This is a genomic window from Nostoc sp. MG11, assembly GCF_014904695.1.
In the GTDB taxonomy this organism is placed as follows: Bacteria; Cyanobacteriota; Cyanobacteriia; order Cyanobacteriales; family Nostocaceae; genus Komarekiella.
Genome location: NZ_JACXXN010000048.1, coordinates 1 through 25,818, shown reverse-complemented (window position 1 = coordinate 25,818; position 25,818 = coordinate 1). Strand labels below are relative to the sequence as shown.

Annotated in this window: 25 protein-coding genes; 11 read left to right on the top strand and 14 right to left on the bottom strand. The window is 42.3% G+C overall.

The genetic code is table 11. The features are described from left to right. The first annotated feature begins 258 nt into the window (after nt 1-258). Nucleotides 259-567 (top strand): RNA recognition motif domain-containing protein, encoded by a 309-nt coding sequence (locus HCR01_RS31730; protein WP_193199974.1) that lies wholly within the window; start codon nt 259-261, stop codon nt 565-567. A gap of 129 nt (nt 568-696) precedes the next feature. Beyond that, nucleotides 697-885: a 30S ribosomal protein S21 gene (rpsU, locus tag HCR01_RS31725; RefSeq protein ID WP_193199973.1), complete on the top strand. Its 189-nt coding sequence runs from the start codon at nt 697-699 to the stop codon at nt 883-885. 219 nt (nt 886-1,104) lie between these two features. On the opposite strand, the gene HCR01_RS31720 is transcribed toward rpsU, so the two are convergent. Continuing rightward, a complete protein-coding gene (locus tag HCR01_RS31720) occupies nt 1,105-5,331 on the bottom strand; it encodes a chemotaxis protein CheB (RefSeq protein ID WP_193199972.1) in 4,227 nt (1,408 codons plus the stop codon). A 392-nt stretch (nt 5,332-5,723) separates the two neighbouring features. After that, the gene (locus HCR01_RS40205; RefSeq protein WP_264299963.1) at nt 5,724-5,846 is read right to left on the bottom strand and encodes a hypothetical protein; all 123 of its coding nucleotides are present in this window, start codon (nt 5,844-5,846) and stop codon (nt 5,724-5,726) included. Here HCR01_RS40205 and HCR01_RS40200 point away from each other — a divergent pair. The 4 genes from HCR01_RS40200 (at nt 5,845) to HCR01_RS31705 (ending at nt 7,222) form a co-directional block, all read left to right on the top strand. Further along, nucleotides 5,845-6,216 carry a tyrosine-type recombinase/integrase gene (locus HCR01_RS40200; RefSeq protein WP_264299962.1) on the top strand — a complete coding sequence of 124 codons (372 nt, stop codon included), beginning with the start codon at nt 5,845-5,847 and terminating at the stop codon, nt 6,214-6,216. The two genes, HCR01_RS40205 and HCR01_RS40200, sit on opposite strands and share 2 nt — an antisense overlap. Before the next feature lie 34 nt (nt 6,217-6,250). Continuing rightward, nucleotides 6,251-6,478: a tyrosine-type recombinase/integrase gene (locus tag HCR01_RS40195; protein ID WP_264299961.1), complete on the top strand. Its 228-nt coding sequence runs from the start codon at nt 6,251-6,253 to the stop codon at nt 6,476-6,478. A 301-nt stretch (nt 6,479-6,779) separates the two neighbouring features. After that, on the top strand, nt 6,780-6,998 hold the full coding sequence (locus HCR01_RS31710) for a hypothetical protein (protein ID WP_193199971.1): 219 nt from the start codon (nt 6,780-6,782) through the stop codon (nt 6,996-6,998). A gap of 62 nt (nt 6,999-7,060) precedes the next feature. Continuing rightward, complete coding sequence (locus HCR01_RS31705; protein ID WP_193199970.1) at nt 7,061-7,222, top strand: hypothetical protein; 162 nt, start codon at nt 7,061-7,063, stop codon at nt 7,220-7,222. Nucleotides 7,223-7,325: 103 nt separating this feature from the next. On the opposite strand, the gene HCR01_RS31700 is transcribed toward HCR01_RS31705, so the two are convergent. The 5 genes from HCR01_RS31700 to mobV (HCR01_RS39305) all read right to left on the bottom strand — a co-directional run bounded on the left by HCR01_RS31700 (nt 7,326) and on the right by mobV (HCR01_RS39305) (nt 10,770). Then, on the bottom strand, nt 7,326-8,207 hold the full coding sequence (locus tag HCR01_RS31700) for a GNAT family N-acetyltransferase (protein WP_193199969.1): 882 nt from the start codon (nt 8,205-8,207) through the stop codon (nt 7,326-7,328). Nucleotides 8,208-8,492: 285 nt separating this feature from the next. Further along, nucleotides 8,493-8,666 (bottom strand): hypothetical protein, encoded by a 174-nt coding sequence (locus tag HCR01_RS31695; protein ID WP_193199968.1) that lies wholly within the window; start codon nt 8,664-8,666, stop codon nt 8,493-8,495. A gap of 43 nt (nt 8,667-8,709) precedes the next feature. Next, nucleotides 8,710-8,916 carry a hypothetical protein gene (locus HCR01_RS31690; RefSeq protein ID WP_193199967.1) on the bottom strand — a complete coding sequence of 69 codons (207 nt, stop codon included), beginning with the start codon at nt 8,914-8,916 and terminating at the stop codon, nt 8,710-8,712. A 109-nt stretch (nt 8,917-9,025) separates the two neighbouring features. Then, a complete protein-coding gene (locus HCR01_RS39310; protein WP_226889781.1) occupies nt 9,026-9,781 on the bottom strand; it encodes a DUF3991 and TOPRIM domain-containing protein in 756 nt (251 codons plus the stop codon). A gap of 2 nt (nt 9,782-9,783) precedes the next feature. After that, a complete protein-coding gene (gene mobV / locus HCR01_RS39305) occupies nt 9,784-10,770 on the bottom strand; it encodes a MobV family relaxase (RefSeq protein ID WP_226889780.1) in 987 nt (328 codons plus the stop codon). Nucleotides 10,771-11,128: 358 nt separating this feature from the next. On the opposite strand from mobV (HCR01_RS39305), the gene HCR01_RS31680 reads away from it, so the two are divergent. After that, nucleotides 11,129-11,581 (top strand): hypothetical protein, encoded by a 453-nt coding sequence (locus tag HCR01_RS31680; protein ID WP_193199966.1) that lies wholly within the window; start codon nt 11,129-11,131, stop codon nt 11,579-11,581. Between the two features lie 251 nt (nt 11,582-11,832). Here HCR01_RS31680 and HCR01_RS31675 read toward each other — a convergent pair whose 3' ends face one another. After that, a complete protein-coding gene (locus HCR01_RS31675; RefSeq protein WP_193199965.1) occupies nt 11,833-12,525 on the bottom strand; it encodes a response regulator in 693 nt (230 codons plus the stop codon). A 930-nt stretch (nt 12,526-13,455) separates the two neighbouring features. Here HCR01_RS31675 and mobV (HCR01_RS31670) point away from each other — a divergent pair. Beyond that, nucleotides 13,456-15,276, top strand: a complete 1,821-nt coding sequence (gene mobV, locus HCR01_RS31670) for a MobV family relaxase (RefSeq protein ID WP_193199964.1) — start codon at nt 13,456-13,458, stop codon at nt 15,274-15,276. A gap of 596 nt (nt 15,277-15,872) precedes the next feature. Here mobV (HCR01_RS31670) and HCR01_RS31665 read toward each other — a convergent pair. Together HCR01_RS31665 and HCR01_RS31660 are read right to left on the bottom strand one after the other, a co-directional pair. Then, on the bottom strand, nt 15,873-16,979 hold the full coding sequence (locus HCR01_RS31665; RefSeq protein WP_193199963.1) for a methyltransferase domain-containing protein: 1,107 nt from the start codon (nt 16,977-16,979) through the stop codon (nt 15,873-15,875). Nucleotides 16,980-17,311: 332 nt separating this feature from the next. Then, on the bottom strand, nt 17,312-18,586 hold the full coding sequence (locus HCR01_RS31660; RefSeq protein WP_193199962.1) for a glycosyltransferase: 1,275 nt from the start codon (nt 18,584-18,586) through the stop codon (nt 17,312-17,314). 377 nt (nt 18,587-18,963) lie between these two features. Between HCR01_RS31660 and HCR01_RS31655 the strand changes: the two genes are divergently transcribed. Together HCR01_RS31655 and HCR01_RS31650 are read left to right on the top strand one after the other, a co-directional pair. Then, on the top strand, nt 18,964-19,404 hold the full coding sequence (locus HCR01_RS31655; protein WP_193199961.1) for a hypothetical protein: 441 nt from the start codon (nt 18,964-18,966) through the stop codon (nt 19,402-19,404). 96 nt (nt 19,405-19,500) lie between these two features. Beyond that, the gene (locus HCR01_RS31650; RefSeq protein ID WP_226889779.1) at nt 19,501-22,155 is read left to right on the top strand and encodes an NB-ARC domain-containing protein; all 2,655 of its coding nucleotides are present in this window, start codon (nt 19,501-19,503) and stop codon (nt 22,153-22,155) included. A gap of 35 nt (nt 22,156-22,190) precedes the next feature. On the opposite strand, the gene HCR01_RS31645 is transcribed toward HCR01_RS31650, so the two are convergent. Then, nucleotides 22,191-22,388, bottom strand: coding sequence for a hypothetical protein (locus HCR01_RS31645; RefSeq protein WP_193199960.1), 198 nt, complete (start codon nt 22,386-22,388; stop codon nt 22,191-22,193). A 345-nt stretch (nt 22,389-22,733) separates the two neighbouring features. Here HCR01_RS31645 and HCR01_RS31640 point away from each other — a divergent pair, with 345 nt between their 5' ends. Beyond that, entirely contained in the window at nt 22,734-23,276 is a 543-nt protein-coding gene (locus HCR01_RS31640; RefSeq protein ID WP_193199959.1) for an Hsp20/alpha crystallin family protein, read from the top strand. A gap of 284 nt (nt 23,277-23,560) precedes the next feature. Here the strand turns inward: HCR01_RS31640 and HCR01_RS31635 are convergent, their stop codons facing one another. The 3 genes from HCR01_RS31635 to HCR01_RS31625 form a co-directional block, all read right to left on the bottom strand. Further along, a complete protein-coding gene (locus HCR01_RS31635) occupies nt 23,561-23,932 on the bottom strand; it encodes a hypothetical protein (protein WP_193199958.1) in 372 nt (123 codons plus the stop codon). Further along, nucleotides 23,923-24,684, bottom strand: a complete 762-nt coding sequence (locus tag HCR01_RS31630; RefSeq protein ID WP_114085639.1) for a ParA family protein — start codon at nt 24,682-24,684, stop codon at nt 23,923-23,925. The genes HCR01_RS31635 and HCR01_RS31630 overlap by 10 nt, the downstream gene beginning before the upstream one ends. 746 nt (nt 24,685-25,430) lie before the next feature. Beyond that, nucleotides 25,431-25,583, bottom strand: a complete 153-nt coding sequence (locus tag HCR01_RS31625; RefSeq protein WP_193199957.1) for a hypothetical protein — start codon at nt 25,581-25,583, stop codon at nt 25,431-25,433. Between the last annotated feature and the right edge of the window lie 235 nt (nt 25,584-25,818).

Here is a 25,818-nt window from a genome sequence, read left to right as displayed (position 1 = left end):
AGCCTATGTAAGACAGTAAGACAAAAGTGTTAGGCAACATTGGTTTAATCTCCCCCAGTTGCAACTGCACCCAGGTCATCACTGGCTAACTAACCATTTACTGGATGCAGAGAATTGGCTTCTATGTCATCCTAGACTAGGAGAGTTAATTCGGTGAGTATCTTTGTTTTTAGTATTGACAGGCTTTTCCCTTTTGGTATTTACAGACTTTTCTCCGAAATTTAAATCTCTACACATTTATGATTTTGGAGATAATCGATGTCAATTTATGTAGGCAATCTCTCTTACGAAGTTACTCAAGACACCTTGAGCGCTGTTTTTGCAGAATACGGCACTGTAAGACGTGTTCAACTACCGAATGACCGCGAAACAGGACAACTACGCGGTTTCGGATTTGTGGAAATGGGAACTGAAGCTGAAGAAGCAGCTGCCATCTCCGCTCTTGATGGTGCTGAATGGATGGGTCGTGACCTCAAAGTTAACAAAGCCAAGCCCAAAGAAGACAGAGGTTCTTCTGGTGGTAATCGGGGGGGATACGGTGGAGGCGGTGGACGTAACCGCTACTAAGCTTTGAAAGCTGAAATTTGAGAGAGCGAATTTTCAGGTCAGACAAAGAGTCTGCCTTTTTTGCACTTTAGTAAACTGGGCGGCTTACCACTATGAGCCATTAAGTAAGTCAATTTAGCAGGAGAGATAATGACCCAAATAATAGTGGGTGACAATGAACACATTGAGTCAGCCTTACGCCGATTTAAGCGAGAAGTTTCAAAGGCTGGGATTTTTCCAGATATGAGGAAGCATCGTCACTTTGAAACACCTATAGAAAAACGCAAGCGTAAAGAAATTGCCAAGCACAGGAAGGGTAAAAGACGTTTCCGCACTTGAGTTTAACATAGATATAAATCAATGCCACCATAAAATTTATGAGGGCTTTTTCTATGGAATTTTCTACTTTTAAGAAGTATTTAAGCAACGAGATTTTCTAACTTACTAAAAAGCTTTATTTACCGGGGTTAGAGGTAGGCTCGACCGTTCAGTCATCTTGCTCGGTCGCAGCTAGATCAGGATTGATCTAATTTGAGATATTAATAATAGTTGCCATCTTCAACCATTTCTAGTTCGTCCAGCTAAGTCGGCAATCATGAATGTCAGTTGGGTTAGCTCGATGGGTTTAGGAATGTGCATTTGAAAACCTGCTTTCTTTGACTCTTGGAGATCAACACTACTCATATACCCTGTAAGTGCGGCAGCGGGAATTTGTCCCCCTGCTTCAGCACTAAGGGAGCGTACTCGCCGGATTAGGGTGTAGCCATCTTGGTTCGACATCCCAATGTCAGACAATAGCACATCATACATCCCAGGCTGGTTTGTAAGTATTGAGAACGCTTCGTCAGCAGATTTGACAGCAGTTACTTCAGCCCCGTAATTTTGCAGCGCAGTGATCATTAACTCACGCATATCGGCCTCGTCATCTACAACCAGTACGTGCAAGCCCTCCAGTGAAGGAATTTGATCAACAGATGGTTTAATATCCCCGGAAAAATCTATCACCTCTGCATCACGAGGGCTAAAACGCTCCTCAAGATTGGAGGAGAGCGGTAGCGTAACGGTGATAGTTGTCCCTAGCCCTTCACCTGGACTTTCTGCCTGAACTGTGCCGCCATGAAGTTCGACCAGATAACGGACAAGGCACAGTCCTATCCCCAGTCCTTGATTGGCACGAGTTTTGCTACTGTCAGCCTGGCGGAAGCGTTCAAAGACATAAGGCAGAAAGTCAGCTCTGATGCCAATACCTGTGTCCCGGACTCGAATCTGAGCTTGGGAATTAACTTGCTCCAGTGTGACATAAATGTGTCCCCCAACAGGAGTAAATTTGATGGCATTAGAAAGCAAATTCCAGATTACCTGTTGCAAACGCTCAGAATCCCCCAGTAACTGCCCACTTGCAAGTTGCAATTCGTATTCAATTTGAATATTTTTCGCTTCTGCCGATAACCAGACTACATCAAGGGCTGCCTTCATCACAGAGATGAGATCAATTGGACAAATGTTTAGACGGAGTTTGCCAGTTGTAATGCGTGAGATGTCCAGGAGATCTTCAATCATTTGGGTTTGTGCCCTGGCGCTACGCTGGATCATGTCTATTGCACGATTCATTTTAGCCGCATCAAGCTTTTGCTCCTGGAGTAACTGTGACCATCCCAGAATGGCGTGGAGCGGGTTGCGGAGTTCATGGGAGAGAATAGATAAAAACTCATCCTTGGTTCGGTTAGATGCCTCCGCCTCCAGGCGGGCTGACTGTTCTTGAGCTAATAGCTGGGCGCGTTCTACCTCAAATTGCTTCTGCTGCGTGATATCATGAAGCACCAGCAAAATCATCTGCTGATTTCCTTCTTGGAGGATTTTATCACCACTGAGCAATATAGTTTTTTGCCCAATTTTATCAAAGACTTGTTGCACCTCAAAATCTTGAATTTGAGTATTCTCGGCGAGGATTTCTTCCAGGAGCGATCGCAGTTCAGGAATATTCCATTGACCGTTTCCTAGCTCAAAAATCGATTGCTGTTCTGTTTGGGCGGGCGTTACCTGAAACATTTGGTAGAAAGCCTGATTACTTTTAATAACTCGTAAGTCAGAATTGAGGACTACTAAAGGCTCTGGCACTGTTTCCACCACAGCTTGGGCATAATCAAGAGCTTCTTGGAGTTGCTTTGTACTGCGTTTGAGGGCATCAATATCCATCAATACCATCACTACGCCATCAATTTGGTTTTCTGTAGTTCTGTAAGGTCGAATTCGCAGATTGTACCAATGCCCTTCTAGGTCTTGCGCCTCTAATTCTTTGAAAGTTAAGGTGTCAATCACCTCTATGAGTAATGACTCTAAATTAGGAACGTTAATAGTGGAACGAATATTGCTCAGTGGTCGCCCCACATCTGCGGGAATTAGATTAAATAATCGTTGTGCTGTAGGAGTGAAGCGACGAATCCGCAAATCGTTGGTCAGTATGAGAATGGGAATATTGACACTGCTGAGCAAGTTCAACAGGTCATTATTAACCTGGTTTAATTGGAGATTACGACTGTGCAGTTCTTGGTTAGTTGTATGCAGTTCTTCGTTGGTTGCTTGAATCTCTTCCTTGGCGGTTTGCAACTCTTCATTAGTGCTTTGTAGTTCTTCATTACTGGAGAGGATTTCTTCATTCGCCACTTTCAGATGTTGAGTAGTGCCTTCATGCTCTTGAGTAATCAATTGCAAATATTCTTGAGTAGCAACCAACTCTTGTTTAGTAGTTGTCAGTTCTTCTTGGAGTCGAAGGATTTCCTCTTTGCCTGCTTGTTCTACATTTTCATCTGTGACGGGCACTTGTTGGATTGTTGGAGCAGGTACATCCTCAAATAAGACAAGAAAGCAACGAGTTTCTAATGATTCCGGCTGGAATGGAATCACCTCAACGTTGACTTTCCTGGACGGGTCGCTCCCTTCAATCTGTATCCCTTCCTTTCTTACAGAAATATCCTGCCTTTTCGCCTGATAAATTGCGTTACGCAATTCTTCCAGCAGTCCTTTTCGTGCCATTTGGAACAGATTAAAGCTGGGTTCGCTAGGGGGTGGTTTCAAATAGGGACTGGTTTCCCCTCGAAATTGCAGAATGTCCATATTGTCGTTAATCATGATGCCAACTGGGACATAGCGATGCAAAACAATCTGGTTAGCCTGTTTATTTAAGTCAACAATATCCCAATTCTTATTACTCATGGTTGCTCTGTCAGGAGTTACTTTCGCTCTGGGATAGTTGCTGGTGGCAAAGTTAAAGTTAAGGGGAGTGGGTATTAATTTTTTGGTATAAATATTGTTTTTTCTGTCCGCTAACGTAAATAAGTTGGAGAATTCTCCTGCACTTTCGGCAATACCTAACATCAAAAACCCAGTGGGCTTGAGACTGTAATGGAAAATTGGCATCACCTGCTTTTGCAAAACAGATTCAAAGTAAATCAGCACATTGCGACAACTAATTAAATCAAGATTGGAAAATGGCGGATCGCTAATCAAGTTTTGTTTGGCAAAGACACAAAGTTCACGAATCGATTTGCTGATTTGATAACCGCTCTCGACTTGGTTAAAGAAGCGTCTGAGCCGTTCTGGTGAGACATCAAGTATTTGGTTGGGCTTGTAAATCCCTAAGCGGGCTTTTTCAATTGCTGTCTCATTAACATCTGTAGCAAAAATTTGGATCGTAGGTTTGGGGATCACATCCTGCAAAAACTCGACTAGACAAATAGCGATGGAGTAAACCTCCTCCCCAGTTGCACAGCCTGGCACCCAAATCCAAATGGGTAAATCCACTGATTTACCCTTGGCGATCACTGGAAATACTCGCTCCTTCAAAGCTTGATAAGCTTCTGGGTCACGGAAGAAACTGGTGACACTGATTAAAATCTCGTAGTACAGTGCTTGCACTTCATCTGGATTATTTTGCAGATATTGGACGTAATCTTCAAAGCGTTCTAGCTTGTAAAGCACCATCCGCCGATCAATTCGCCGCTTGAGGGTAGTTTGCTTGTAGTGGGTAAAATCAACCCCAGTATCGCTGGAAAGCATTGCAAAGATTGCAGGTAAAGCAGCCTCACTTTCAGACAATGGCTCAACTCTTTGTGAAGAAATCGGACGAGTTACGTTGGGATGCCGAGCAATGTTAGCTAGTTTTTCAGCAATTTTATGTGGTGGTAAGATAAAGTCCACATCACCTGTAGCAATAGCAGTGTTCGGCATATCACTGAATTGTGCTGATTCTTTACACTGAGCAAAGGTAATGCCGCCAGCAGCCTTAATTGCTTCTGATCCCTGTGCGCCGTCTCCATCGCTGCCAGATAAAACAACACTAATGGCTTTGCTTCCCAATTCTGCTGCTAACGAAGTCAAGAAAGCATCAGCGGGCATATATTTCCCTTGGATCTTCTCACGAGGCATCAGTTGCAGCACCCCTTGAGCAAGTGCCATCTTTGTGTTCGGCGGAATGACATATACTTGATTCGGTTCTACAGACATGCCATTCTGTACTTCACGGACGGGCATTTGGGTCGTCTTAGCCAGAATCTCAGTCAGTAGACTTTTATGATTGGGATCTAAGTGCTGAATCAACACAAATGCCATCCCAGTGTCGATAGGTAGATGACTCAGTAACTGCGTAAATGCTTCTAATCCGCCTGCGGATGCTGCAATCCCGACAATAGGAAATAGTTCGTTGCCTTTATCTTGCTGCTTCTGCGTTGATGGTTCAACAGGAATAGAATCGAATGGTGATGACTCAGAAGATTGCTTAGAGTTCATTGTATTAATGAATACAATACTAGAGTGTTTAACTTTCCAGTGTATCCAGTTAGAAGTTTACTCTTAGTGTATCAAGCAAGTAACAACCTTTACGAAAGAGCCGTTTCTTAGCTAGTTTTCTATCGCTTGCCAGTTGTAGCGAAGCGGTGACTGAGCGTTGCGATGGGTCTAGTTGACTGCACCAAAGAATTTGTACAGCGCTCGGTCAACAACTGGCAATGCTCCGGGAGTTCAAAGGGACGGGCAATAGCCCCTCCCTCGCGCCCACTTCACTGCGTCAAGGGATTACGGCATGGAGCCGAGATAAGTGCTAATTCGGAAATAGAGGCTGAAAAGTCTTGTCATATATAGCTTTTAGCTTTTTTGCTCCCTCCTGTTTTACCTGAATACAGTCAGGCTAAATTTAGTACACAGTTACTAATAAATTCGGGTTTTGCTCTCTCAAATACCAACATTTGGGTGTAAGTTGGTAAAATTAGCTCATACACCCCAAGGTTTTCAGAGGGTTGAGTCATGACACCACAAACCCTCCAACCATCGAAAGTTGGTAAAACCAAAAAACCAGAGCGTCAATCGCCTAACTTTCGCAAATACTCCGAGGTCAGGACTAGAGAGCATTTGTTACCAGAAGAAGTTGAGTTGATGCGGTCAGCTATCAAAAAATCCAAGGGTCGCCACGCTCACCGAGATTCAACCATAATTCTGCTTTGCTACCGTCACGGATTGCGAGTGGCAGAGGTGGCATCTCTGCGTTGGGAGCAAATAGATTGGAATGGTGGCACAATTTACGTGAAGCGAGTCAAAAAAGGAACACCCTCGGTTCAACCACTTTCAGGTTTGGAGATTCGCACATCGACGTCATCTGCAACGAGATTATCCTGCTAGTCCCTATATTTTCCAGTCTTCTCGACTTGGCCCGTTGGCACATGATACGATCGCCGGCATTGTTGAACGATCTGGTGAATTAGCTGGTTTGCCTTTCCCTATTCATGCTCATATGCTGCGGCATGGAACAGGTTATTATCTGGCGAATCGAGGTATTGATACCCGAACAATTCAGAGTTATTTGGGGCATAAAAATATTCAGCATACTGTTCGTTACACCGAACTTGCATCTACCAAATTTCAGGGGCTTTGGGATGATTAATGTTTAAACCCCTTGGTGAATTCTTGCCCATCTCCCCCGAAAAAAATCGCTCTCCTAGTTAGCTCATTTTTTAGGCTGATAATTCATGGGCCATTCCACGAATGGGCTAATACGTGTAATAAGAACCTCAAAGTCTTATCAATTCATTGATACAAGGGCGCGAACGCTAGCAACTACCGCCATAAAAATACCCCCTGACGGGGGCGAATGATGTGGTTCATATTCCTTAACGGACAGAAGAGAATAATTCTAGTTCGGTATAGAGATTTCTGTATATATGCCCATCTTACAATGAGCCAATGTGGATGCTTGGGGCGATCACAATAACTTCAAAATTGCTTCACAACAACTGAGCAATCAACTGCCTCTGGGTAACGTTTTCAGCCGTTGCGTGACGGCTTATAGCAGCTTCGCTACTTTTGCTCCTATATATATCTATTTTGGCACTATTATTAGTGACTCAACTCTTGAAAACATAGATGAAATAGCAGATTATCTTAGTAACAAATTACGGGAATGAGATGCAAACAATTAAACTTCTCATTCCCACATTAAATAAATCTACCAAAGGGGAATCTCACGATGGCTAACATTACAATTGGTGAACTGTGTGCAATTGAAACAGAATTTTCAGAACTGTCAGATTTAGAACTAGAGTCTATCTTGGGCGGAAAGGAACGTTATGTTGAAGCTGGTTATAACCAAAACGAAGGATTTGGTGTTACAGTTGGCATTAAATTTTAGGTATACAAGCTCAGATAAAGCGAGTAACAACTCTATTTAAATCTACAATCTTCTGCTAATCATAGCAGGAGATTGCTTGCTTATTCAGCAAAATATATACTAATTATAATACTTTTGAAGCTCTCAAAGATTGGCGTATATTAGTTAGGTAGGGAGCTAATCGTTTATGAACAAATTTGACCATTGGTGTGTTGTCTGCAAATACAGTAAAAACTGCTTGGGTCTCCTCCATTACCTCTAACTGTAACCTAATAGCTGTCGCCAATAAGGGTATGGCACGACCTAACCTTTGAAGATCCTGCCTGACAAAGAGTTTAGTATATCGTACTGTATCTAAGGCAATACGGTGCGTGATCATCCAACCAATTACTTGGTCTTCGTAGCGTAACCCCAAGCTGTTAATCGGCTCAATCATCTCTTCCTCTTTCCAAGGAGAAAGCTCTTCTGGATACCAGTTAGAAATGGCTTGCTGTTTTTGAATTAACTCTCGATCTTGCTTAGTCAACTCCACCCAGGGAAAAATTGTATATGCAGAAGGTAAAGAATCGTAAAGTTGCAACCAGGAAGCATTTCTTATATTAATTATTGGGGATGAACAAACCAGCATTCGTATCTGGGGAGTAAACCAGTTACATTGTTTTAATGTCTTTTCTAAAGCCGGACTTGTGGCGTTATAAACATAAACTAAATTAACCTGCGAACAACCAATCTGATAAAGTTTTTCTTGGATATGGGTTAACAAGGTTTTAGCAAGTTGGCGTCCCCGGTGTTCTGGTACTACAAACAAAGAAAGAATTTCTGCATTTTTTCTGTCTATAGAAGTTTCAGCTAGAATAAGTCCAACAGGTTGTGATGCTAAATGTACTCCTATAGCAACTATAGATTTGTCAGAGTCTAAAGCTCTTAAACGTGAACGAAAGGTAGGATAAGTCAGTTTTTCGTAAAAAGCTGCTGTTGTCTTGTTTAAATTGACAAACTTATACATAACTTGGTTATCTTATATGTCTGGATTTTGCTCTTGAATAAGAGTAATTTTTGTGACATGATGCTATTGTTAAATTAGTCGGATGAGCATTAAACCCTTGATTTATTCCGATAAATGAAAAGTTGTAATTTTCAAATTTACTAGAAATTCAGATTATTTATAAATTGCTTAGACTGGAATAGTTTGCAATATTTGTACTAGGTTTATATTATCACTAAATATAGGTAAAGTGATGGAGATGATATCCTCTTACTAACTAAATCTTTCGGGACATAAATGTTTTAGTTATGAGACAATAATTCCTGCTGTAACGCTGATTTTCAGACAGTCACTTTCAATTAATAATTTCCAACTAGATAATTGTAGTATTTCTGACTTTAGCGGCGACAGCGAAGTGTCTGCCGCTGCCTGCAACAAATTGGTTGGCTCAACGAGTGGATTTGTGGCAGTGGCAGACACCGGCTATTTGAGCGAAGCGAGCGGTTAAGAGTTGCGCCATCGCTTAGAGAGAGATCCCTTTACTTTGTCTTTTTGATTGTTGCTGTTTTTCTTCTATTATTTGTTGCAATATGCGCTCTGCTTTTTGCCAAAGGCTGAGGTTAAGAGAGTCTATTTCCCCCACATTAATTGTTGAATACTCAAGCTCACCTGACTGGTTTCGGTTGATTTCCACTCGGAAAATCTCACCTCTTTCATCATGGGTAAACACTAATTCTCTACCCTGTTTTGACAGAGGGACACGTTTGAATCTAAGGCAACTTGAGCTAGTTAGAGCCGAGATCGATGCTAAACTTAATCCCCCAAAACGGCTTCTTCGTTCACAATTCCAAATCAGACTTCTCGTCTTTAGGCTCCTCCGGCTTTTGTCTGTCCTGTACCAGATGATGAAGTAGCAGGTCATTCCAGTCCATATCATCAGGCGCGGTTTTAGCTTGTGAATGGGGCAGTTCTTTTTGTATAGCTGCGGCTAATTCCAAGCCATATTCATCACCATCATGTGCCACCAGAACGGGGATATCCGCAAGATAGTCTTTAAGCTTTGGCAACGTAGACACACTGTCTACAACTATGTATACAGTTGCTAATTTTGATTGAGCTAATACCGCAGCTGATAGGGCATCAATGGGAGACTTACAAAGTACTGCCCGTTGGATCTTATCCTTATCCCCTGACCCCAGACCAAAGTAAAAGTGTCCATCGCTGCGGCGAGTGCCTTTGGTATATCCCTTAAAGTCTCCTTCACCGCGCAGATATGCCCCAGTTGTATTGCCATCAAGGTCACGCATCAGAAACACAGCATTTCCCCTAATATCAGCGTAAATCCTTCCCACTTGATGCAAACTGTCTACTGTGGGGGCAGGAATTCCCCTCGTTTGGATCAGATATTCGCGGACTGTGTGCCACAAACTCTCATCATCTGCCGGAATATGAGCCTCTGGCTTGGGTTGTTCTAAAGCGATCGCTCTTACTGATTCTCTAGCCTGTGCTGTTGCTGCCCGTTGCGCTCCATCTAACCCGAATCGGTCATGGAGCCAAGCGACAGCTTCTTTAAAACTGCATTTGTTAACGTGCATTGTCAGGTCAATGCTGCCACCGCCCCCACGTTGAACCGTAGGCGAGAAATCGTAGAACTGTTCCCCTTCCACTTGCCGCTGCGCTCAGAGCTTAACCCCAACTCCCACGCTACCTTATCTAAAGGCAGGTCACGCAGCTGCTTCACTTGGGATTCTAGGAATGGCACCCGCTTTTCTAGTTGCTGCCGCTCTTTCTCGCTGGCCCGCGCCTTTTGTGACTGACGTTGGGATTGCTCAATAATACGTGCGCGATCTGCTAGCTGGTGATCAATGGCTTGAATACAAGCGTCAGCTTTAATACGCTCGAATAGCTGTTGTGCTGTTTCCCCTACTTTTGGGGCTAATCGGTCTAACTCTAAGCTTAGGGGTTGGCTGTTGACTGCGGCGTAGTACTCCTTGACTTTGGTGTGGGTGGCTTTACTGCCCTTGACTCCCCGCTCAATTCCTAATGGAGCTAGCGCAGCCGCGTAACTATCCTGAAGCTTGGACAGTTTAATTTTGCATTCCTTTGGGGAACCACCAAACATTTTATAATGGCTCAACTGTTTGGCTTTTTCATCAACTGGCACGATGTATGCATGGATGTGTGGGGTGGACTCGTCTAAATGCAACTCAGCCCGGACGCACTTGTTACCGTAGTTTTCTTCTAACCACTTTCTAGATGCATTGGTAAAATCCCTCATCCTTTGCTCCTCCCATTCTCCCGCTCTTGATGGGTCAGAGGGTCTGAAATATTCCGGGCTTGCACTCAAAAATATCTCACTGCAAAGTACAGCATCCTTTCTTGGTTTATGCTTAGTCTCCTGCTTAATTTTGGATTTCACCATCTCTTCTAATGAGAGCGAGTCTGTCTCACCAATCAGCCGCACATTCTTTTTCTTGGGGTCAGCGTTCGGTGTATCTTGAAGTCGGGCGGTATGTTTCTCAGACCCGCCGATGTTGCCGAATGATTTTAGTTTTTCTACGCGCAGTATTGCTAAGGGTGACATTACTTTCCCTACACGATAATAGTGATAGTGCATCCGTGCCCCGCAGGGCGAGCTAGTTCTGTGTCCTGAGCGCAGCGAAGGATGGGCGAAGCCCACCCGTAGGGCACAGAACTATAGTGAGTACAGCACTATCGTACTCCACCCGAATTGACTCTCTGCCGACTCTTAACTACACCCCCTATACACCCCTTTTACACCCCCTCCACACCCCACTCTCAATTCTGGAATCTCTGAGAATTCCTGATTTTTACACCCCCTCCACACCCCTTTTACACACCTTTACACCTGCTATACACCCTGTTTAAACCCTAGTACCTTTTTTGTGTGTTTTAATACTTATGTACTTATCTAGAGTATTATGGTTACTCCACATCGCAATCAGGTTGAACTTCCAAAGATTAAGCGTAGTACCTCTACCTGGGATGGCAAGGTCATTGAATATTTGTTGAACCATCCCTCTGGTAAATCTGCTATTAATTTAGCTCTCGAAGCTATTACTTCTTACTGGCTTGTCGAAGCTTTAGAGGGCAAAGTCACACAAGACGAGTTTCATCTCGCCTGTCGCGCTGCCGCTGAGAATCTCTCTAAAAAGTTGGCTTCTATTCAACAAATGGCTGGGTTAAATACAATTTACAAACTACCTACTATCAATCACACTCTGGCTGCACCACTAACCGCAGTTGTTACACCTTCTCCTCAACACCCTGCTACTGAAATTAATCAGCATGATGATGATGATGACGGCGATGAAGACTGGAGCGATTTTCTTGATGAACAGACACAGATGTTAGCAAATGTATTAGGGGGCTAAATCAATACGGTTCGGATAAGCTGGGGAAGCTGAGGGAGCAAGAGAGTTATTGTTAGTTACTTCTTTACTCCTCCAGCACGACCCCTGCGGGGTAAGTCAAAAATCAAAAATCAAAAGTCAAAAATAAATACTTTTGCCTTTTGACTTTTAACTTTTGAATTCTCAAGCTTTGCTTGAGCCTCCCCTGCTCATGTCACGACGGACGATCTCACTATGACCGCGTTGCTCCCGTCGTGGCTACAACCCAACGCTTAGCGAATGTTAACCGCAGGTAAATTTTCGCTGCCACCAAATTCCTCAAAAAGTGATTTGCAGTTGATGTAGCCAAAAAAGATGGCCAGAAACACTGCATGGGGTCGATTCAGTGAACCTAACTTGAGATTCAATGAATTTGTATATCCTCTGATTGAACCAGTTGACACATGCAGTTTTTCAGCAATTTTTTCGTTAGAGAATCCAAACGCCATAAGTTTAAGAACTTTCATCTCCATTGGAGTCAAAGATTCACGAAACTTTCTTTTTCCTTTTGAGTCAGTATCTGACTCTATATCCAAGATGGAGCGAGAAACTCTAGGGTCAATCCAGCACAGCCCCTCGTAAGAGAGTTTGAGAGCATACAGCAAAATTTCTGGGTCAGTATCTTCTAGTAAATAAGAAGTTGCCCCAGAATTGAAAGCCAGTTTCAAAAGCCCTTCATCGGAGTGTTCCGAAAGAAAAACTATTTTTATATCGGGAAATTCATCATGGATGGCAGTTATTAAATCAATGCCATTGAGATCCGGTAAATCAATCTTAAAAAGCACGACATCAGGATGATTTTGGCGAATTGATTCTAATCCTTTTAGCCCAGAATCTGCTTCAAATACCTCCATATTTGTTGGCAGAATAGCCGTTTTTATGCCTAATCTAAGAATGGGTAAATCTTCAATGATAAGGACACGCATATTTTTGGGTATTTTCTAAATCTCAAAACAGAATTTCAAACTCCGAGTCACTCCAATTCACAATTGTTTTGCTCAGTATTCAACAGGTAAGTTATTCACTTTCACTGACAAATGTCTTCAGAGTTTCAAATTTTTCTTCATGTTTAAATTTTACATTATATTTGAATAAAATCAATTTCTTTCAAGTATTAATATTAGCTAATTGAGCGGTGATTGCCTGCATTAATAAATCTAAGTTGCCGATATCAATCAATCTAACTAAATGATATGTTTGTTCATACAAAAAAGTACGTAAAAGATTTTACGCACTTTTTTTTCTAAATTACATCCAGCGAACAGTTATTTATTGAGTGACATTTTGCAAGCAACTACTGCAAAATATCAGTTCTCGGTATTATTCAAGAAGCTTAGGGTTCAGTCAACGGATTGTAGATTGCAGATTGTAGATTTATTGTTGATATTAGAGGGTAGATTTTCCCCTGCTTGAAAGCTAGGGGCTTGTGTAATATTCCAATCCGCAATCTGCAATCTACATTCTCCCCTATTCGGTCATGGTAAGTAACCAAATACTAAATTGTATTAAAACACACTATTAATATACTGTGAGGATCAAAGTGGTATTAATGAGTTTTCTGGTGGAATAAATGAGTTTTTTAGTGGTGTAAAGAACAGCAAAAAGCTAAAAATCAGCAAATAATTGACAAATTCAATAGTGGAATAAATGAGTTTTTTAGTGTTACTAATGAGTTTTTTGGTGGTGTAGTTGTGGCGGTATTTAAGAGGTTTTCGGGTGGTTTACCTTAAAGGTATACTCATTACACTTTTGCGCCCTGCGGGTGGGCTTTGCCCATCCTTCGCTCCGCTCAGGACACAGAAGTTACGTTCGCCCTGTGGGGTTTTTGCACATCTGCTGACATTAAATAAAAATCAATGGTGGCTTTAGCAATCTTGCGCGTTGAGAAACTAAAATCTTTCGGCAACATTGGCGGCAGTGAAAAACATACTGCTCGTTTACAAGATACCCCAAATGCCGACACCACTAAAAAAAATATCCGGCTGATTGGCATGGAGGATGACTCACCACTTGAAGTTTTGGTGAAAAACAAGATAGCCAGCACCACAAAGCACAAACCCCGCAGAGATGCCGTGCTGTGTAGTGACATATTTTTATCGGCATCCCCAGAATATTTTCGCCCCAATAATCCATCACTAGCCGGCGAATGGGATAATCCCCGAATGCTGGACTTTGTTAAGGCTTCTCGCAGTTGGCTAATCAACAATTATGGGTCAAAATGCGTTAGGGCAGAATTGCATTTGGATGAAGCCACTCCTCATATTCATGCTTATGTCGTACCCATCAACGAGAAAACCAAGCAGTTAAGCCACAAAGAAATGTTTGGGGGTAATGGACGTGCTGCCAGCATTAAGTTATCAAAACTCCAAGACAGTTATGCTGCTGCACTCGCTCCTTTGGGCATTGAACGGGGGGTTAAGGGCAGTAAGGCAACCCATACAAAGGTCAAAGAATATTACCAGGCGGTTAACAGTGAACCCCTCACTTTAGAACTTGACCGATTAGCTCCCCGCTCTGGGGAGACGGCACAGCAATTATATGAACGCATCAAGGCTGATAGAGCAATTCAAGATATTAATCATCAACTGGCTGACCGCAGACTGTTACTCGAACAGTCACGCCGATCTGAACAAAGAGCGATCGCCTCTGACAAACTTCGCCAGCAACTTGAGCGGCGTGTTCAGGAATTAGAGGCAGAAAACTTTCAATGGCGGCAGCAGACCCTACAACTGCGCGACTTGCCCCTTGTTGATGTCGCTTGGGAGTTGGGACTACACCAGGAACAAGGAAAATGGAGGGGTCACGGACACATCATTAATATAGATGCGGAGAAGTTCTACGATTTCGCCCCCGAACAACAAAAGGGATTAGGTGGTGCGATTGACTTGGTGATGCACGTTAACCAGTGCAATCTACGGCAGGCGGTTGTCTGGTTGCATGAGCGATTTGGTGAGTCGGGGGCAGAACAAGCAGCGATCGCAAAAACTCGTCAAGTGGCTGCTGAGATTATCCAGTTAGAACCGCGAACCCCGTTTAAGCCACCCGTTGAGGATAAAGCTCTTTGGCAAGCAGTTCACAACTACCTGACCCAGAAACGGGGAATACCATCAAATTTTGTGGAACTTCTGCATAAAAGGGGGTTAGTTTACGCTGATGACCAGCAAAACGCTGTGTTCGTCATGCGGAATCTATTAGAAGAACCCCAGGCAATAGGAGCATTCCTGCGGGGGACACGGGGCGAGAACAACACGTTTAAGGGCTACGAGAAAGGAACAGTTAGGCGTGATAGCTGGTTTCACTTCCGCTTAGGCGGACAGCCAACTGATCCTGTAGAGAAAGTGGTGCTTTTGAAATCACCTATCGATGCCGTGTCTTTTGCCATGCTGGAATATCAGCTTAGAGGCGACGTGCCACCCAATAGAACTTTGTACATGGCGGTAGATAATCCCAAAAGCTTACCAGTAGAGCAATTGCAGAATATTCCTAATGTACAAGTGGCATTTGACTCGGACGATTCTGGCAATGCAGCTGCACGGGCTGTCAAGGAACTACTGCCACAGTCCAAGCGGCTCAAGTGCAAAGCTGACGATTGGAATCAGCAGCTACTCGATTATGGGCAGCAGTTAAGGCAACAGCAGCAACAGCAACGCCAGCAGGATGATGAATTGAGTCTTTAATAGTCAGCGTTCTAGTAGTGAACTGTACAGTTAGTTTTGTAGTATTAATGTAGCTGTTTGGTACTTCTTTTTGATGAAAGTGATTTGAAATTCACTCAAGTCATCACTTTTCGCTCTTAAAAACTTTGTTAGGTAAGCGGATGAGTCGCCTCATCCACTCCCCTTCAAAACCGTGCGTGAAAGTTTGCCCTTCACACGGCTTCTCGTCTATCTGGCGCTTGTCATGCGTACCATTTCAAGCTTTGGAAACGGGATATGGAATATCATCAATCCATTCCCAGAACCATTCAGTATTGGGGTAAGTTTTTAGTTCGTATACGAAGTTTTTTTCGACGAACTCTCTAGCGTTTACCAATTTGTGGCAATCAAGAATAATGACGATATGTGGCAGTCAAGAAAAAATGAAATTGATAACGAGCTAGGGGTGAGCTATACCTAGCAAGCTCAAATAGTCGGTGTCTGCCACTGCCACCAATCCTATCTGGAGCCAACCAATTTGTTGCAGGCAGCAGCAGACACTTCGAGAAAGGCCGCCTAGAAGTTAAGAGTTGCTTGGATTGTGGTAGTAGTGGTCATCTCAGAAAAAATTTTAGGGATTACTTCATTGCAACTATACAAGTTGTCACCGGATAATCTGAATGATTTTTATCAAGTTCGTCAGGCGATAACTCTTTTGCTGAAATTCCCATAAAACTGGCTACAACTGTCAGTGGATTCCCGTAAACATATAATTTTTGGTGGCAGAAATTTTGAAATAACTGTTGCATACCATCTGGAAGTGGTCGCCAATAATCCCCTGGAAAGTCATGTAATCTTTGTGCGCTAGGCACCATACAAAAACACTTGCCTCCCACTTTCAGCCAAATGTAAATATTTTCAACAACCACCCAAGGATTATGACAATGTTCTAAAACATTAAAGATTACTACTGTATCTAGAGAGTCTGGTTTAAACATCGCTCGTTCATGTACATCTCCAACCTGCGTAACACCAGGATTTGCTGCTATATCGAGGGTATGATATTCAGTTGCTTTAGAAAACTGATAAAATTCTCGATTTTGTAAGACTCCGCCTACTTCCAATACAGTTCCTGCAACTTGGGGTCGAATCTCACTAATAAATTTATCCAAATAATATCGATCAATAGGAATACCCCTGGTAAACCCGAACAAATTACATAAGGGAAATCTTCGTCTTAAATCCCCCCAATCTATAGTATTTATCGCTGGCGAGAGCAAACCTAGTGTCTCTAGATATTCTGATGATTGTCTAAAAGTTTCAAAACTGTTAATTTCAGGTTCATGTGCAGAAAAATTTTCCGAGTTAAATAGGCAAGTAATTACCTGAAAATTTTCTTGACTAATAGCCGTTAAATCGATAGTATACTCTGGATTAAGCAGACTCATTAATCCTTTTTTAAGAACTTTCAATGATTTATTGGCTAACATAACCACTAAATCATCAGACTCACTGCGAGCTTTTGTACACTGCCTCAGTTGTTTCTCTGAAATGTTTGTAGAATTGGTTTCCTGGAATTTTTGATAAGCTGACTCCAATGATTGTTCATGGATAAAAATTTCTAGGATAGTCAACCAATATTTGTTGTTAATCGTTAGTGTTTTATTCTGTTTGAAGTCAACTAATGCCAATACTTGATAATCTTTGAATGTCAAAAATGCACTAGCAACATAAGATTTTTTCATCGAGACTTATCCCCGCAAATTTTAGTTTTTGGCATTGGAAGTTGCTTTGCTAACTAACATTCTACTCAAGAGAGTCTCTGTAGAATTGTAGAATAGTCTTGCTATGTTTGAGCTAAGACAGGCTTCCCTGTAGACACAACCTGTTCCACAATATCAATAGGCTATTTAGTACAGCTTTTTTGTATGGCACAGTAAGGATTTGAGGCTTTTAAATTTCAGAGCTTTCAATTGGTACAGGTTTAGAAGAGGCGATCGCTTGGGTTCAAAACGGCTAATCAATTCCAAGTACGTAAGTTTCTGTTCGACTGCTCATTTCGCCCCGTATCAGGCAGTTACTGAGAAAGAACAGGTTTACCCGTAGATACAACTTGCTCAACAATATCAGCAGCTCGACTAACTCCTCCTGCTGTTGTAATTGCGTTCTGTAATCTGAGAGCATTCTTTTGATATTTTTCTTGTGTCAAGACTTTTTGAATGGCTGTTCTTAGCTTAGAAACCGTTACTTTCTTGATGGGTACAGCCTCACCACATCCTGACCAAACTATGCGGGAAGCTACCCCTGGCTGGTCATTAGTAATTGGAATCGCCACCATTGGTACACCATTTGTTAAACTTTCCAATGTGGTATTCAACCCTGCATGAGTAATGGTGAGATTTGCTTTTTGCAACAATTCTAGTTGTGGCGCGTATTTAACAACAAGAGGTTGACCGGGTAGCCCTTGTAAAGCTGATGGACTTGTAGAACCACCCAAAGAAATTACTAATTGAGCATCCAAATCTTGACAAGCTTCAGCAATAGATTGAAAAATTCCCAGCAGCCGATTTTGTATAGTTCCCATCGAGGCATAAATTAAGGTTTGTCCAGTCAATTTTTCAAAAGGAAAATCAGGAAGCTCCCGACCGATGGAACTATGAAAAGGGCCTGTGAAATGGAAATATGGAAGTAAATTCTCTCTGGGAAACTCTAGTTCAGCAGGTTGTTGGCTGATTTGCGCTAACTGAGAATATCGGTCATTGGGGCTAATGTAGGGAGGTAAATTCTTCTGTTGACGATATTCATTTATAATTTCATTGATAGGTTTAGCAACGCGATTTAAGACTTGATAGCCCAGTTTATTACGCAGTCTTGCCCACCAAGCCGGGTTATAACTCCAGTTGGTTATATAGGGCGGAATGCTAACCTCTCGATTAATCACTACAGCACTACAAATAGTGATAAAGGGAAGCCCTAAAACATCTGCAATAGTCCCTCCTTCAAGGTTGAGTTGGTCTATTAACAGTGCTTCTACACCCGCATTTTTTATCGCTGATGGTGCATCTCTGAGTTTCACAGTTGCCTCATCCTTTAGTAACTCAACAGTGTACTGCAATGCAGAACGTCCACTCAGTTGACCCAATTTAGTAAGGCTTTGTGCATTGATACCTGGGGGAAATTCAGCTTCACCAATGGCGCAATATTCCAGCCCTGCTGCTACGGTTCTAGCTTCAGCATCACGAAAGCCGAATAAAGTCACACGATGACCACGCTGTTGCAGTTCTTTTCCTAAAGGGAGCATGGTGTTGAGATGACCTGTTGAGGCTGGGCAAATTAAGCCATAATGAGTCATTTTGATTGTTTATTGTAATTACAAGTTGATGTAATGTATACCAGAAAACTTTCATGTACGGCTGAAAAGCTATATATTTCGTAAGCGAATTCAAGCCACTAGACTCAGTTAATCTCTGCTTATCAATCAAAACCGCTACAACCCGCATGATCTGGCTGATCAAACCTGCTTATGGAGAGTAGTGCGATGACCACGGAATAGCTCTTGTAGAAGTATTTTCAGTTGCCTATTACACGTAATAGCCCTAACGTGGAATGGCCCATGAATTATAAGCCTAAAAAATGAGCTAACTAGAGATTTCTTCCATTAATTGCGTAATTTAAAACAAAAACCATGTATTACTGGTAAAGTAGGATGCCATGCTGAAGAGGTAGTACATGGAGCCATTAACTGCTGGTGCGATCGCAATTGGAACTGTTATTGCCACCAAAGCATTAGAAAAAACGGGAGAAAAGGTAGGAGAACTTTTATGGGATAAAACTGGTCAGTTTCTCGTCATTCTCAAAAAACACTCTCCCCAGACTGTAGCTGCGATTGAAAAAGCACACTCTCAACCGCTTGATTATGGCAAAGCTGTACTGGAAGTAGAATCTGCGGCTAAGGCTAATCCTGAAGTCGCTCAAGCTGCACAGGAATTAGTAACAGCAGCAGAAACTCATCCACCAGCAAACTTGGCGGAAATTTTGAGCCAGATAAAAGAAGCTGTGGAGAAATCTCAACCATCATATCCTTCAACTTTTATCCAAAATATAGAAAAAGCTATTAATGCGGCTCAAACACAAACCATTGACCAAAGAGGCAGTACTTTCAATATTTGACTGGAGTCGCCCGAAAAGGAACGGGTAAAGTCAACTCCCCAACAAGCACCACCTCTGCCAACTTATTACGTAGATCGACCAGAATACAGACAGGATTTGAAAACTCGTCTGCTCACGGAGTCATCAAATACTAAAACTTTAGTCATCACTGCCATTCACGGCTTAGGTTCTGTCGGCAAATCGACCTTAGCAGCTGCTTTAGCACATGACAAAGAAGTACAAGCTCATTTTTGTGATGGTATTCTTTGGGCAACATTAGGTCAGCAGCCTAATCTTCTCTCCTTGCTTAGTGGCTGGGTACAGGCATTAGGGGACTACAACTTTAAAGCCATTAGCGTGGAAGGAGCTTCCAATCAACTGCGTACACTGCTGTATGATAAAGCCGTGCTACTAATAGTAGACGATGCTTGGAATACACAGGATGCACAAGCGTTTAATGTTGGTGGAGCGCGTTGTCAAGTTTTGGTAACAACCCGCGAAGCAGCAATCGCCCAAGTTCTCGGAGCCAGCACATATTCTTTGGATGTGATGCAGCCATCCCAGGCGATGGAATTGCTGACTAAGAAATTAGGACGTAACCTCACTAACGCAGAAACTCAGTCGGCTGAGGTTTTAGCCAAAGAGCTTGGTTACTTGCCCTTAGCATTGGAACTAGCGGCTGCCCAAGTTGCTGGTGGTATTTCTTGGACAGTTCTTGTGCAGGATATGCAGAAAGAGGTAGCCCGCTTAAGAACAATCGATGATAAAGCAGCCAGAGATGCGACAGATGAAGCCAGCTTAAAAAAACTCAGTTTAACTGCATCATTAAATTTGAGCGTTCAGCGATTAGAAAACGAAACGCGAGAAAATTTCATCTGGTTGGGAATATTACCAGAGGATGTAACTATTACTCAGCAAATGGCTGTAACGCTATGGGATATGGATTCGGAGCGGGATGCAGCCGATGAGTTGGGCTACTTGCACTCTAAAGCATTATTATTGTCTGGTGTCCCCTTGGTAGATGGAACAGCGACCTATCGTTTACATGACTTATTCCACGATTTAGCACGCAATCTATTAACTTCTCCTGCAACACCTAAGCGTCGAGGTGATTTACCAGGGCTTGGTATAGCTCTTGCTCTTGCTCACGCTACTTTCTTGGAAAAATATCGACAAAAAACCCAAGATGGTTTGTGGCATACCCTCCCTTATGACGGTTATATCCATCAGCTTCTAGTTTGGCATTTAGAAAAAGCTGAAAAGGTAGAAGAGATTCACTCCTTATTGAAGGAAGATTCAGAAACAAGAGGTAATGGCTGGTATGAGGCTTGCGATCGCTTGGGACAAACTGCCAACTTTGTAACTGATGTTGCTCGTGCTTGGCAATTGGCAGAAGCAAACTGGACTCTTACACCCCTGCCTCAAGTTATTGGGTTGCAGTGTCGCTATGCTTTGATTATTGCATCCCTTAATAGTCTGGCAGCTAATTTACCAGTGGAACTGCTGATTGCGTTAGTTCAAAAAAATGTGTGGACTCCTGAGCAAGGACTCGCTTACGTGCTACAAAGCTCGAATTCAGAAAAGAAAGCAGACTTGCTTACACACCTAGCCAATCATTTACCACCAAATCTAAAAGAATTAGGACTCTCGAAAGCACTGGCTGCTGCTAGAGAGATTCAGTCTGAGTATTATCGCGCCAATGTCCTAAGTAGTTTGGCTAGCAAACTATCATTCAAATTGTTACCAGAGGCTCTGGCTGCTGCTAGAGAGATTCAGGATGAGAGGTATCGTGCCGATGCCCTATGTAGTTTAGCTGTTCAACTGCCTGAATTGTTACCAGAGGCTCTGGCTGCTGCTAGAGAGATTCAGGATGAGAGGTATCGTGCCGATGCCCTAGATAGTTTGGCTGTTCGACTGCCTGAATTGTTACCAGAAGCACTGGCTGCTGCTAGGGGAATTCAGGATGAGCATTATCGCGCCGATGCTCTATGTAGTTTGGCTGTTCAACTGCCTGAATTGTTACCAGAAGCACTGGCTGCTGTTAGGGAGATTCAGGATGAGTCAAATCGCGCCGATCCTCTATGTAGTTTGACTGATAAACTGCTACCTGATTTGCTTCTAGAGGCACTGACCGCTGTTAGAGAGCTTCAAGATGAAATATATCGTGTTGATGCTCTAAGTAGTTTGGCTGATAAGCTACCACCTGAATTGTTCCCAGAAATTCTGGCTGCTGTTAGGGAGACTGAGTTTGAGAGACACCGCACCTATGCTCTATGTATTTTGGCTGATAAAGTGCCACCTGATTTGCTCCCAGAGGCATTGGCTGCTGTTAGGGAGATTCGGTGGTATTCGAGTGGGCGCGCCGATGCCCTAAGTAGTTTGGCTGATAAACTACCACCTGAATTATTACCAGAGGCACTGGCTGCTGCTAGGGAGTTCCGGGATGAGTTTGAACGCGCCAAAGCCCTAAGTAGTTTGGCTGTTCAACTGCCTGAATTGTTACCAGAAGCACTGTCTGCTGCTAGGCAGATTCAGAATGAGTCTGATCGTGCCTATGCCCTAAATAGTTTGGCTGATAAACTTTCACAAATACAAAAAACTCGACTTTTTTCTCTCTGGCAAGATACCCTTCACGTCTTATCTCTTCGCACTCGCCCAAGCTTACTCACTGATATAAAAGCATTAACTCCTGTTATCTTTGCTTTAGGTGGTCAAAAAGCATTAAAAGACACAGCTGATGGCATCCAAGATGTGTCACAGTGGTGGAGCTAAAGAACAAAATCTTCACTTAGCGATCGGATTACACGTTAGAGCCAAAACGTGGAATTGCTGGCTATATGTATTGATGTGGCGTTGAGCCGACGATCGTGTAATTTGGGTTTAGATGGTGGAGAGTAGAGCATATACTCTGTGGTTGATTTTGGCAGCCCCATGAAGATCACATCTATGTAACGTTCAAATCCCAAAATTTTTGGGAATACTAAGTTTACGTTTTTACGAGACATAAATATATACTTTACAACCCTAGATAAATTGCAATCTCGATAGAGTTGGCATTTCTCCAGGGTTTTTTATATGCAATAGGTTTATTAGCGCAAAGTCTGTACAGTACCAAATAGCCTAATCCCAAGATTTCGATACGGGAAATGCGACTGCTCTTTGTACGGTTTACCCAATTGTTTGAAAATTTTCGCTTGATTAAATTACTTAGTAGAGAGAAGCAATAAAGCTTCTGTACAAAAGTAGAGGTTGAGTAATTTTAAATGCTTTCAACCTCTCAATTGAATCACCTCTAAAACTTCGTTCAATTACCTTCAAATGAATTAGAAAGTTAAGGAGAAGACACAAATATGGCACTTATTCGTTGGGAACCATTTCGAGAAATAGAACTGCTACGTCGTCAAATTGATCAAATCTTCTCTGAAATGGCAACAGCCTCGCGCGGTAACGAAGAGATTTCTCAATCGATTGAAGCGGCGTGGGTTCCTGCTGCTGAATTGCATGATAATGGCTCTTCTTTGCTATTGAGAATCGAAATTCCAGGTGTAGAGGCTAAAGACCTGGATATTCAAGTAACTCAAGAGGCAGTTTCAATTTCTGGTGAATATCGTTACCAAAAAGGTTCTGAATCCAAAGGTAACGTTCGTTCCGAATTTCGCTATGGCAAATTCGCTAGAGTAATACCCCTGCCGAACAAAGTTCAGAATCAACAAGTTCAGGCAGACTTGAAAGATGGGATTTTAAATCTGACTTTGCCCAAACTGGAGCAAGAACAGAACAAGGTATTCAAAGTGAATTTAGGTCAAGCTCAAGGAGCAACATCTGCCATCGAAGCTGGTAATGGCAACGGGCAAAGCAATACTACATCCGAGCAAAGCATTCAAACTGTTTAATTGAGATATTCTTTAATCTCAAATAAATCAGAGTTTCTCTATCCTGTATCAAGCAAGTTATAAACCTCAGCTAAGTTGATTAGTTGGGGTTTTTGCCAGAGTAAATATTTGCTTTTGGGTTAGGGCAGAATATGTACTGTACTCTGAAGAAACAAGCCAGCCTGATGTAGCAGCAAGCTCTAGCCCTTTGAGGTGCTGTAGTGAGTGATTCTAGAACTCGACGTAAAACGTCTTACTTTGCTGGTGGCGATCGCAAATAAATTGTCTTAGAGTCACTAAATTCTTTATTCTAGATTCTTTATTCTAGTTTCTAGATTCAATAGTGCTGACTGTAAATTCTCCTCTGAATCAATCTCTTCCCAGTTTACGGGCATTGCCTTGAACAATTCCAAAGCAGCTTGCACCCAAACTTCCTTCGGTACTTTAGCACCATGCTTGCGCTTACCTTTTTTTAGTAGATCGTTGAGCCAGTCGTTCAGTTCGATGGGCAGGCGCAAATTCACTGCTTCTCTATCACCTTTAATCAAGAATCTAGATTCTTGATTATTGATTATTTCTTCAGTAGACTGAGTTTCTACCTCAGTCTTGTTAAAAACCCCTTTTGCCAAAGGATTAGCACCCAGAACCGAACGCGACTTATTTTTATTTACTGCCATTTGTACACCTCATTAACTAATTCCCGGTAAGAAGAAGCACCCACACCGTTCGGGTCATACTCAAAAATAGATTGCCCGTGAGAAGGTGCTTCTCGGATTTTCACCGTCTCAGGAATCACTGTTTTAAACATCTTTGAGCCAAAATGCTCAGTTAGGGCATCCAAAACTTCTTTACTAAGATTGTTCCTGCGGTCATACCGAGTTGCCAGCACACCTGCTATGGCAATGGGATGATCTAGCTGATCTCTAACCAAGGTTAGGGCGTGTTCAATTCCTTGAACGCCCAACAATCCCAAATAGCTCATGTCTACTGGGATAATTACCCCATCGCTGGCCATCAGTGCGTTGATGGCAAACACACCCACGTTAGGCGGACAATCTATCAGCACAAAATTATATTTATCTAATATTGGAGCGATCGCTTTTTTGAGTAGCAGTTCTCTGCCTGGACGACCAGATATTGGAATTTCTTCTTCTGCCAGCAAGATGTTAGATGGTATTACATCTACACCACTAGCAGTTGTCACCAGTACCTGTGCTAGCGGAACCTTGTGCTGCAACACATCTTTTAGCTGAAATTCTAGCTGCCAGATGGGAATCCCTAGTGCTGCACTAGCGTTTCCTTGTGGGTCGATATCAATAACTAATACCCGTTGCTTTTTAAACTTGACCAGACCCACAGCTAAGTTGTAAGCGGTGGTCGATTTCGCCACCCCTCCTTTCATGTTGAAGACAGCCAGTTTTTGGGTCACGTTTGCATTTGACTCAGTTTACTTATGTGGCAAATATTATACATAATATATTCTTGATTATTTATTCTTTATTCTAGATTATCTGACTGATACAGCCATAACACTTATCTTTGAACACACTAGATATTGCAATTGGGGGGCTATTGCTCTGAGTGCTAGATCAGGAAATAGAAATTAGTTGATCTAAAGCTACAAGCTCTACAGTCGGCGCTTTTAAACAGATGTCGTTTAAAACATATTTCCCGACATCTCCCCCAACCGGAGACAACATCGACAACGCCAAACGTAAATAAATGGCAAGAATATAACTTCTTGCACCATAGAGCGACTGGTACGAAATTTACCCTTACCTTTTGGTTGATTTATTAGTTTTATTTATGTCATATTTATTAAGTATTTTTCCAAAAAACGTATCAAAAAACACAGTTTATTAAACAATAATCAGAAATTCAGGTATCTATCACAGAGCGATCGCAGAACTTTTCGGTCTACTGACATTTTATGTACATAAATAATACAAATCTAAAATTAAAAACAGCTAGCAAATCATACTGGGGTAGTAAGCTGCTAGCTGATTATAAAATTCATAAGGGCAAGCGCAAATGCTCACGTATGTTAACTAACATCTCCCTCGCTTGCTCTGCTAGGTTCTTTTCTTTTAGCTGACTTCTGAGCGCGCCCCTAAGTAAAACTTGTGGTAGAGAAGTTTGTTCCAGCCTATAGAGCGTTCTGCGGAAGATAGACGATTAAATGTCTACACACCTATCGTTTCCAAAAAGGAATGAGAATGGTAGACACACCCTTATACCACCAACCACACTAATTACTTCAGAATCATCAAGTTCCTGAATTTCAGGTGCTTGCAAATTTTTAATTTCTATCGTTTTTACTTTTTTCATAGCCACCAATCCTAAATCTCAATTAACAGACATTCAATAACAAATTAACAACAGGCAATAATAAAATCAACAGAAATAGTAAAACATCGTACCTTTTCCACTTTTCCTACTTTTTAGTTTGGTGCGATCGCTTTTGGGGGCTGTGTTGCAAAAATAGGTGCCTAAGCAAGTGTTATATTCTTTCAAGAGACTGAAATGCTACAGAGATGAACCCAAAACAACCATTTAAATGGCG

Excerpts from the sequence above, each read along its gene's own strand:
- HCR01_RS31675 (WP_193199965.1), bottom strand. The coding sequence starts at position 12,525 with ATGCGTGTCCTTATCATTGAAGATTTACCCATTCTTAGATTAGGCATA.
- HCR01_RS31645 (WP_193199960.1), bottom strand. The coding sequence starts at position 22,388 with ATGTCTCGTAAAAACGTAAACTTAGTATTCCCAAAAATTTTGGGATTT.
- HCR01_RS31705 (WP_193199970.1), top strand. The coding sequence starts at position 7,061 with ATGGCTAACATTACAATTGGTGAACTGTGTGCAATTGAAACAGAATTT.
- HCR01_RS40200 (WP_264299962.1), top strand. The coding sequence starts at position 5,845 with ATGACACCACAAACCCTCCAACCATCGAAAGTTGGTAAAACCAAAAAA.
- rpsU (WP_193199973.1), top strand. The coding sequence starts at position 697 with ATGACCCAAATAATAGTGGGTGACAATGAACACATTGAGTCAGCCTTA.
- HCR01_RS31660 (WP_193199962.1), bottom strand. The coding sequence starts at position 18,586 with ATGACTCATTATGGCTTAATTTGCCCAGCCTCAACAGGTCATCTCAAC.
- HCR01_RS31640 (WP_193199959.1), top strand. The coding sequence starts at position 22,734 with ATGGCACTTATTCGTTGGGAACCATTTCGAGAAATAGAACTGCTACGT.
- mobV (WP_226889780.1), bottom strand. The coding sequence starts at position 10,770 with ATGTCACCCTTAGCAATACTGCGCGTAGAAAAACTAAAATCATTCGGC.
- HCR01_RS31680 (WP_193199966.1), top strand. The coding sequence starts at position 11,129 with ATGGTTACTCCACATCGCAATCAGGTTGAACTTCCAAAGATTAAGCGT.
- HCR01_RS31635 (WP_193199958.1), bottom strand. The coding sequence starts at position 23,932 with ATGGCAGTAAATAAAAATAAGTCGCGTTCGGTTCTGGGTGCTAATCCT.
- HCR01_RS31720 (WP_193199972.1), bottom strand. The coding sequence starts at position 5,331 with ATGAACTCTAAGCAATCTTCTGAGTCATCACCATTCGATTCTATTCCT.
- HCR01_RS31665 (WP_193199963.1), bottom strand. The coding sequence starts at position 16,979 with ATGAAAAAATCTTATGTTGCTAGTGCATTTTTGACATTCAAAGATTAT.
- mobV (WP_193199964.1), top strand. The coding sequence starts at position 13,456 with ATGGTGGCTTTAGCAATCTTGCGCGTTGAGAAACTAAAATCTTTCGGC.
- HCR01_RS40205 (WP_264299963.1), bottom strand. The coding sequence starts at position 5,846 with ATGACTCAACCCTCTGAAAACCTTGGGGTGTATGAGCTAATTTTACCA.
- HCR01_RS31730 (WP_193199974.1), top strand. The coding sequence starts at position 259 with ATGTCAATTTATGTAGGCAATCTCTCTTACGAAGTTACTCAAGACACC.
- HCR01_RS31655 (WP_193199961.1), top strand. The coding sequence starts at position 18,964 with ATGGAGCCATTAACTGCTGGTGCGATCGCAATTGGAACTGTTATTGCC.
- HCR01_RS31700 (WP_193199969.1), bottom strand. The coding sequence starts at position 8,207 with ATGTATAAGTTTGTCAATTTAAACAAGACAACAGCAGCTTTTTACGAA.
- HCR01_RS39310 (WP_226889781.1), bottom strand. The coding sequence starts at position 9,781 with ATGCACGTTAACAAATGCAGTTTTAAAGAAGCTGTCGCTTGGCTCCAT.
- HCR01_RS31625 (WP_193199957.1), bottom strand. The coding sequence starts at position 25,583 with ATGAAAAAAGTAAAAACGATAGAAATTAAAAATTTGCAAGCACCTGAA.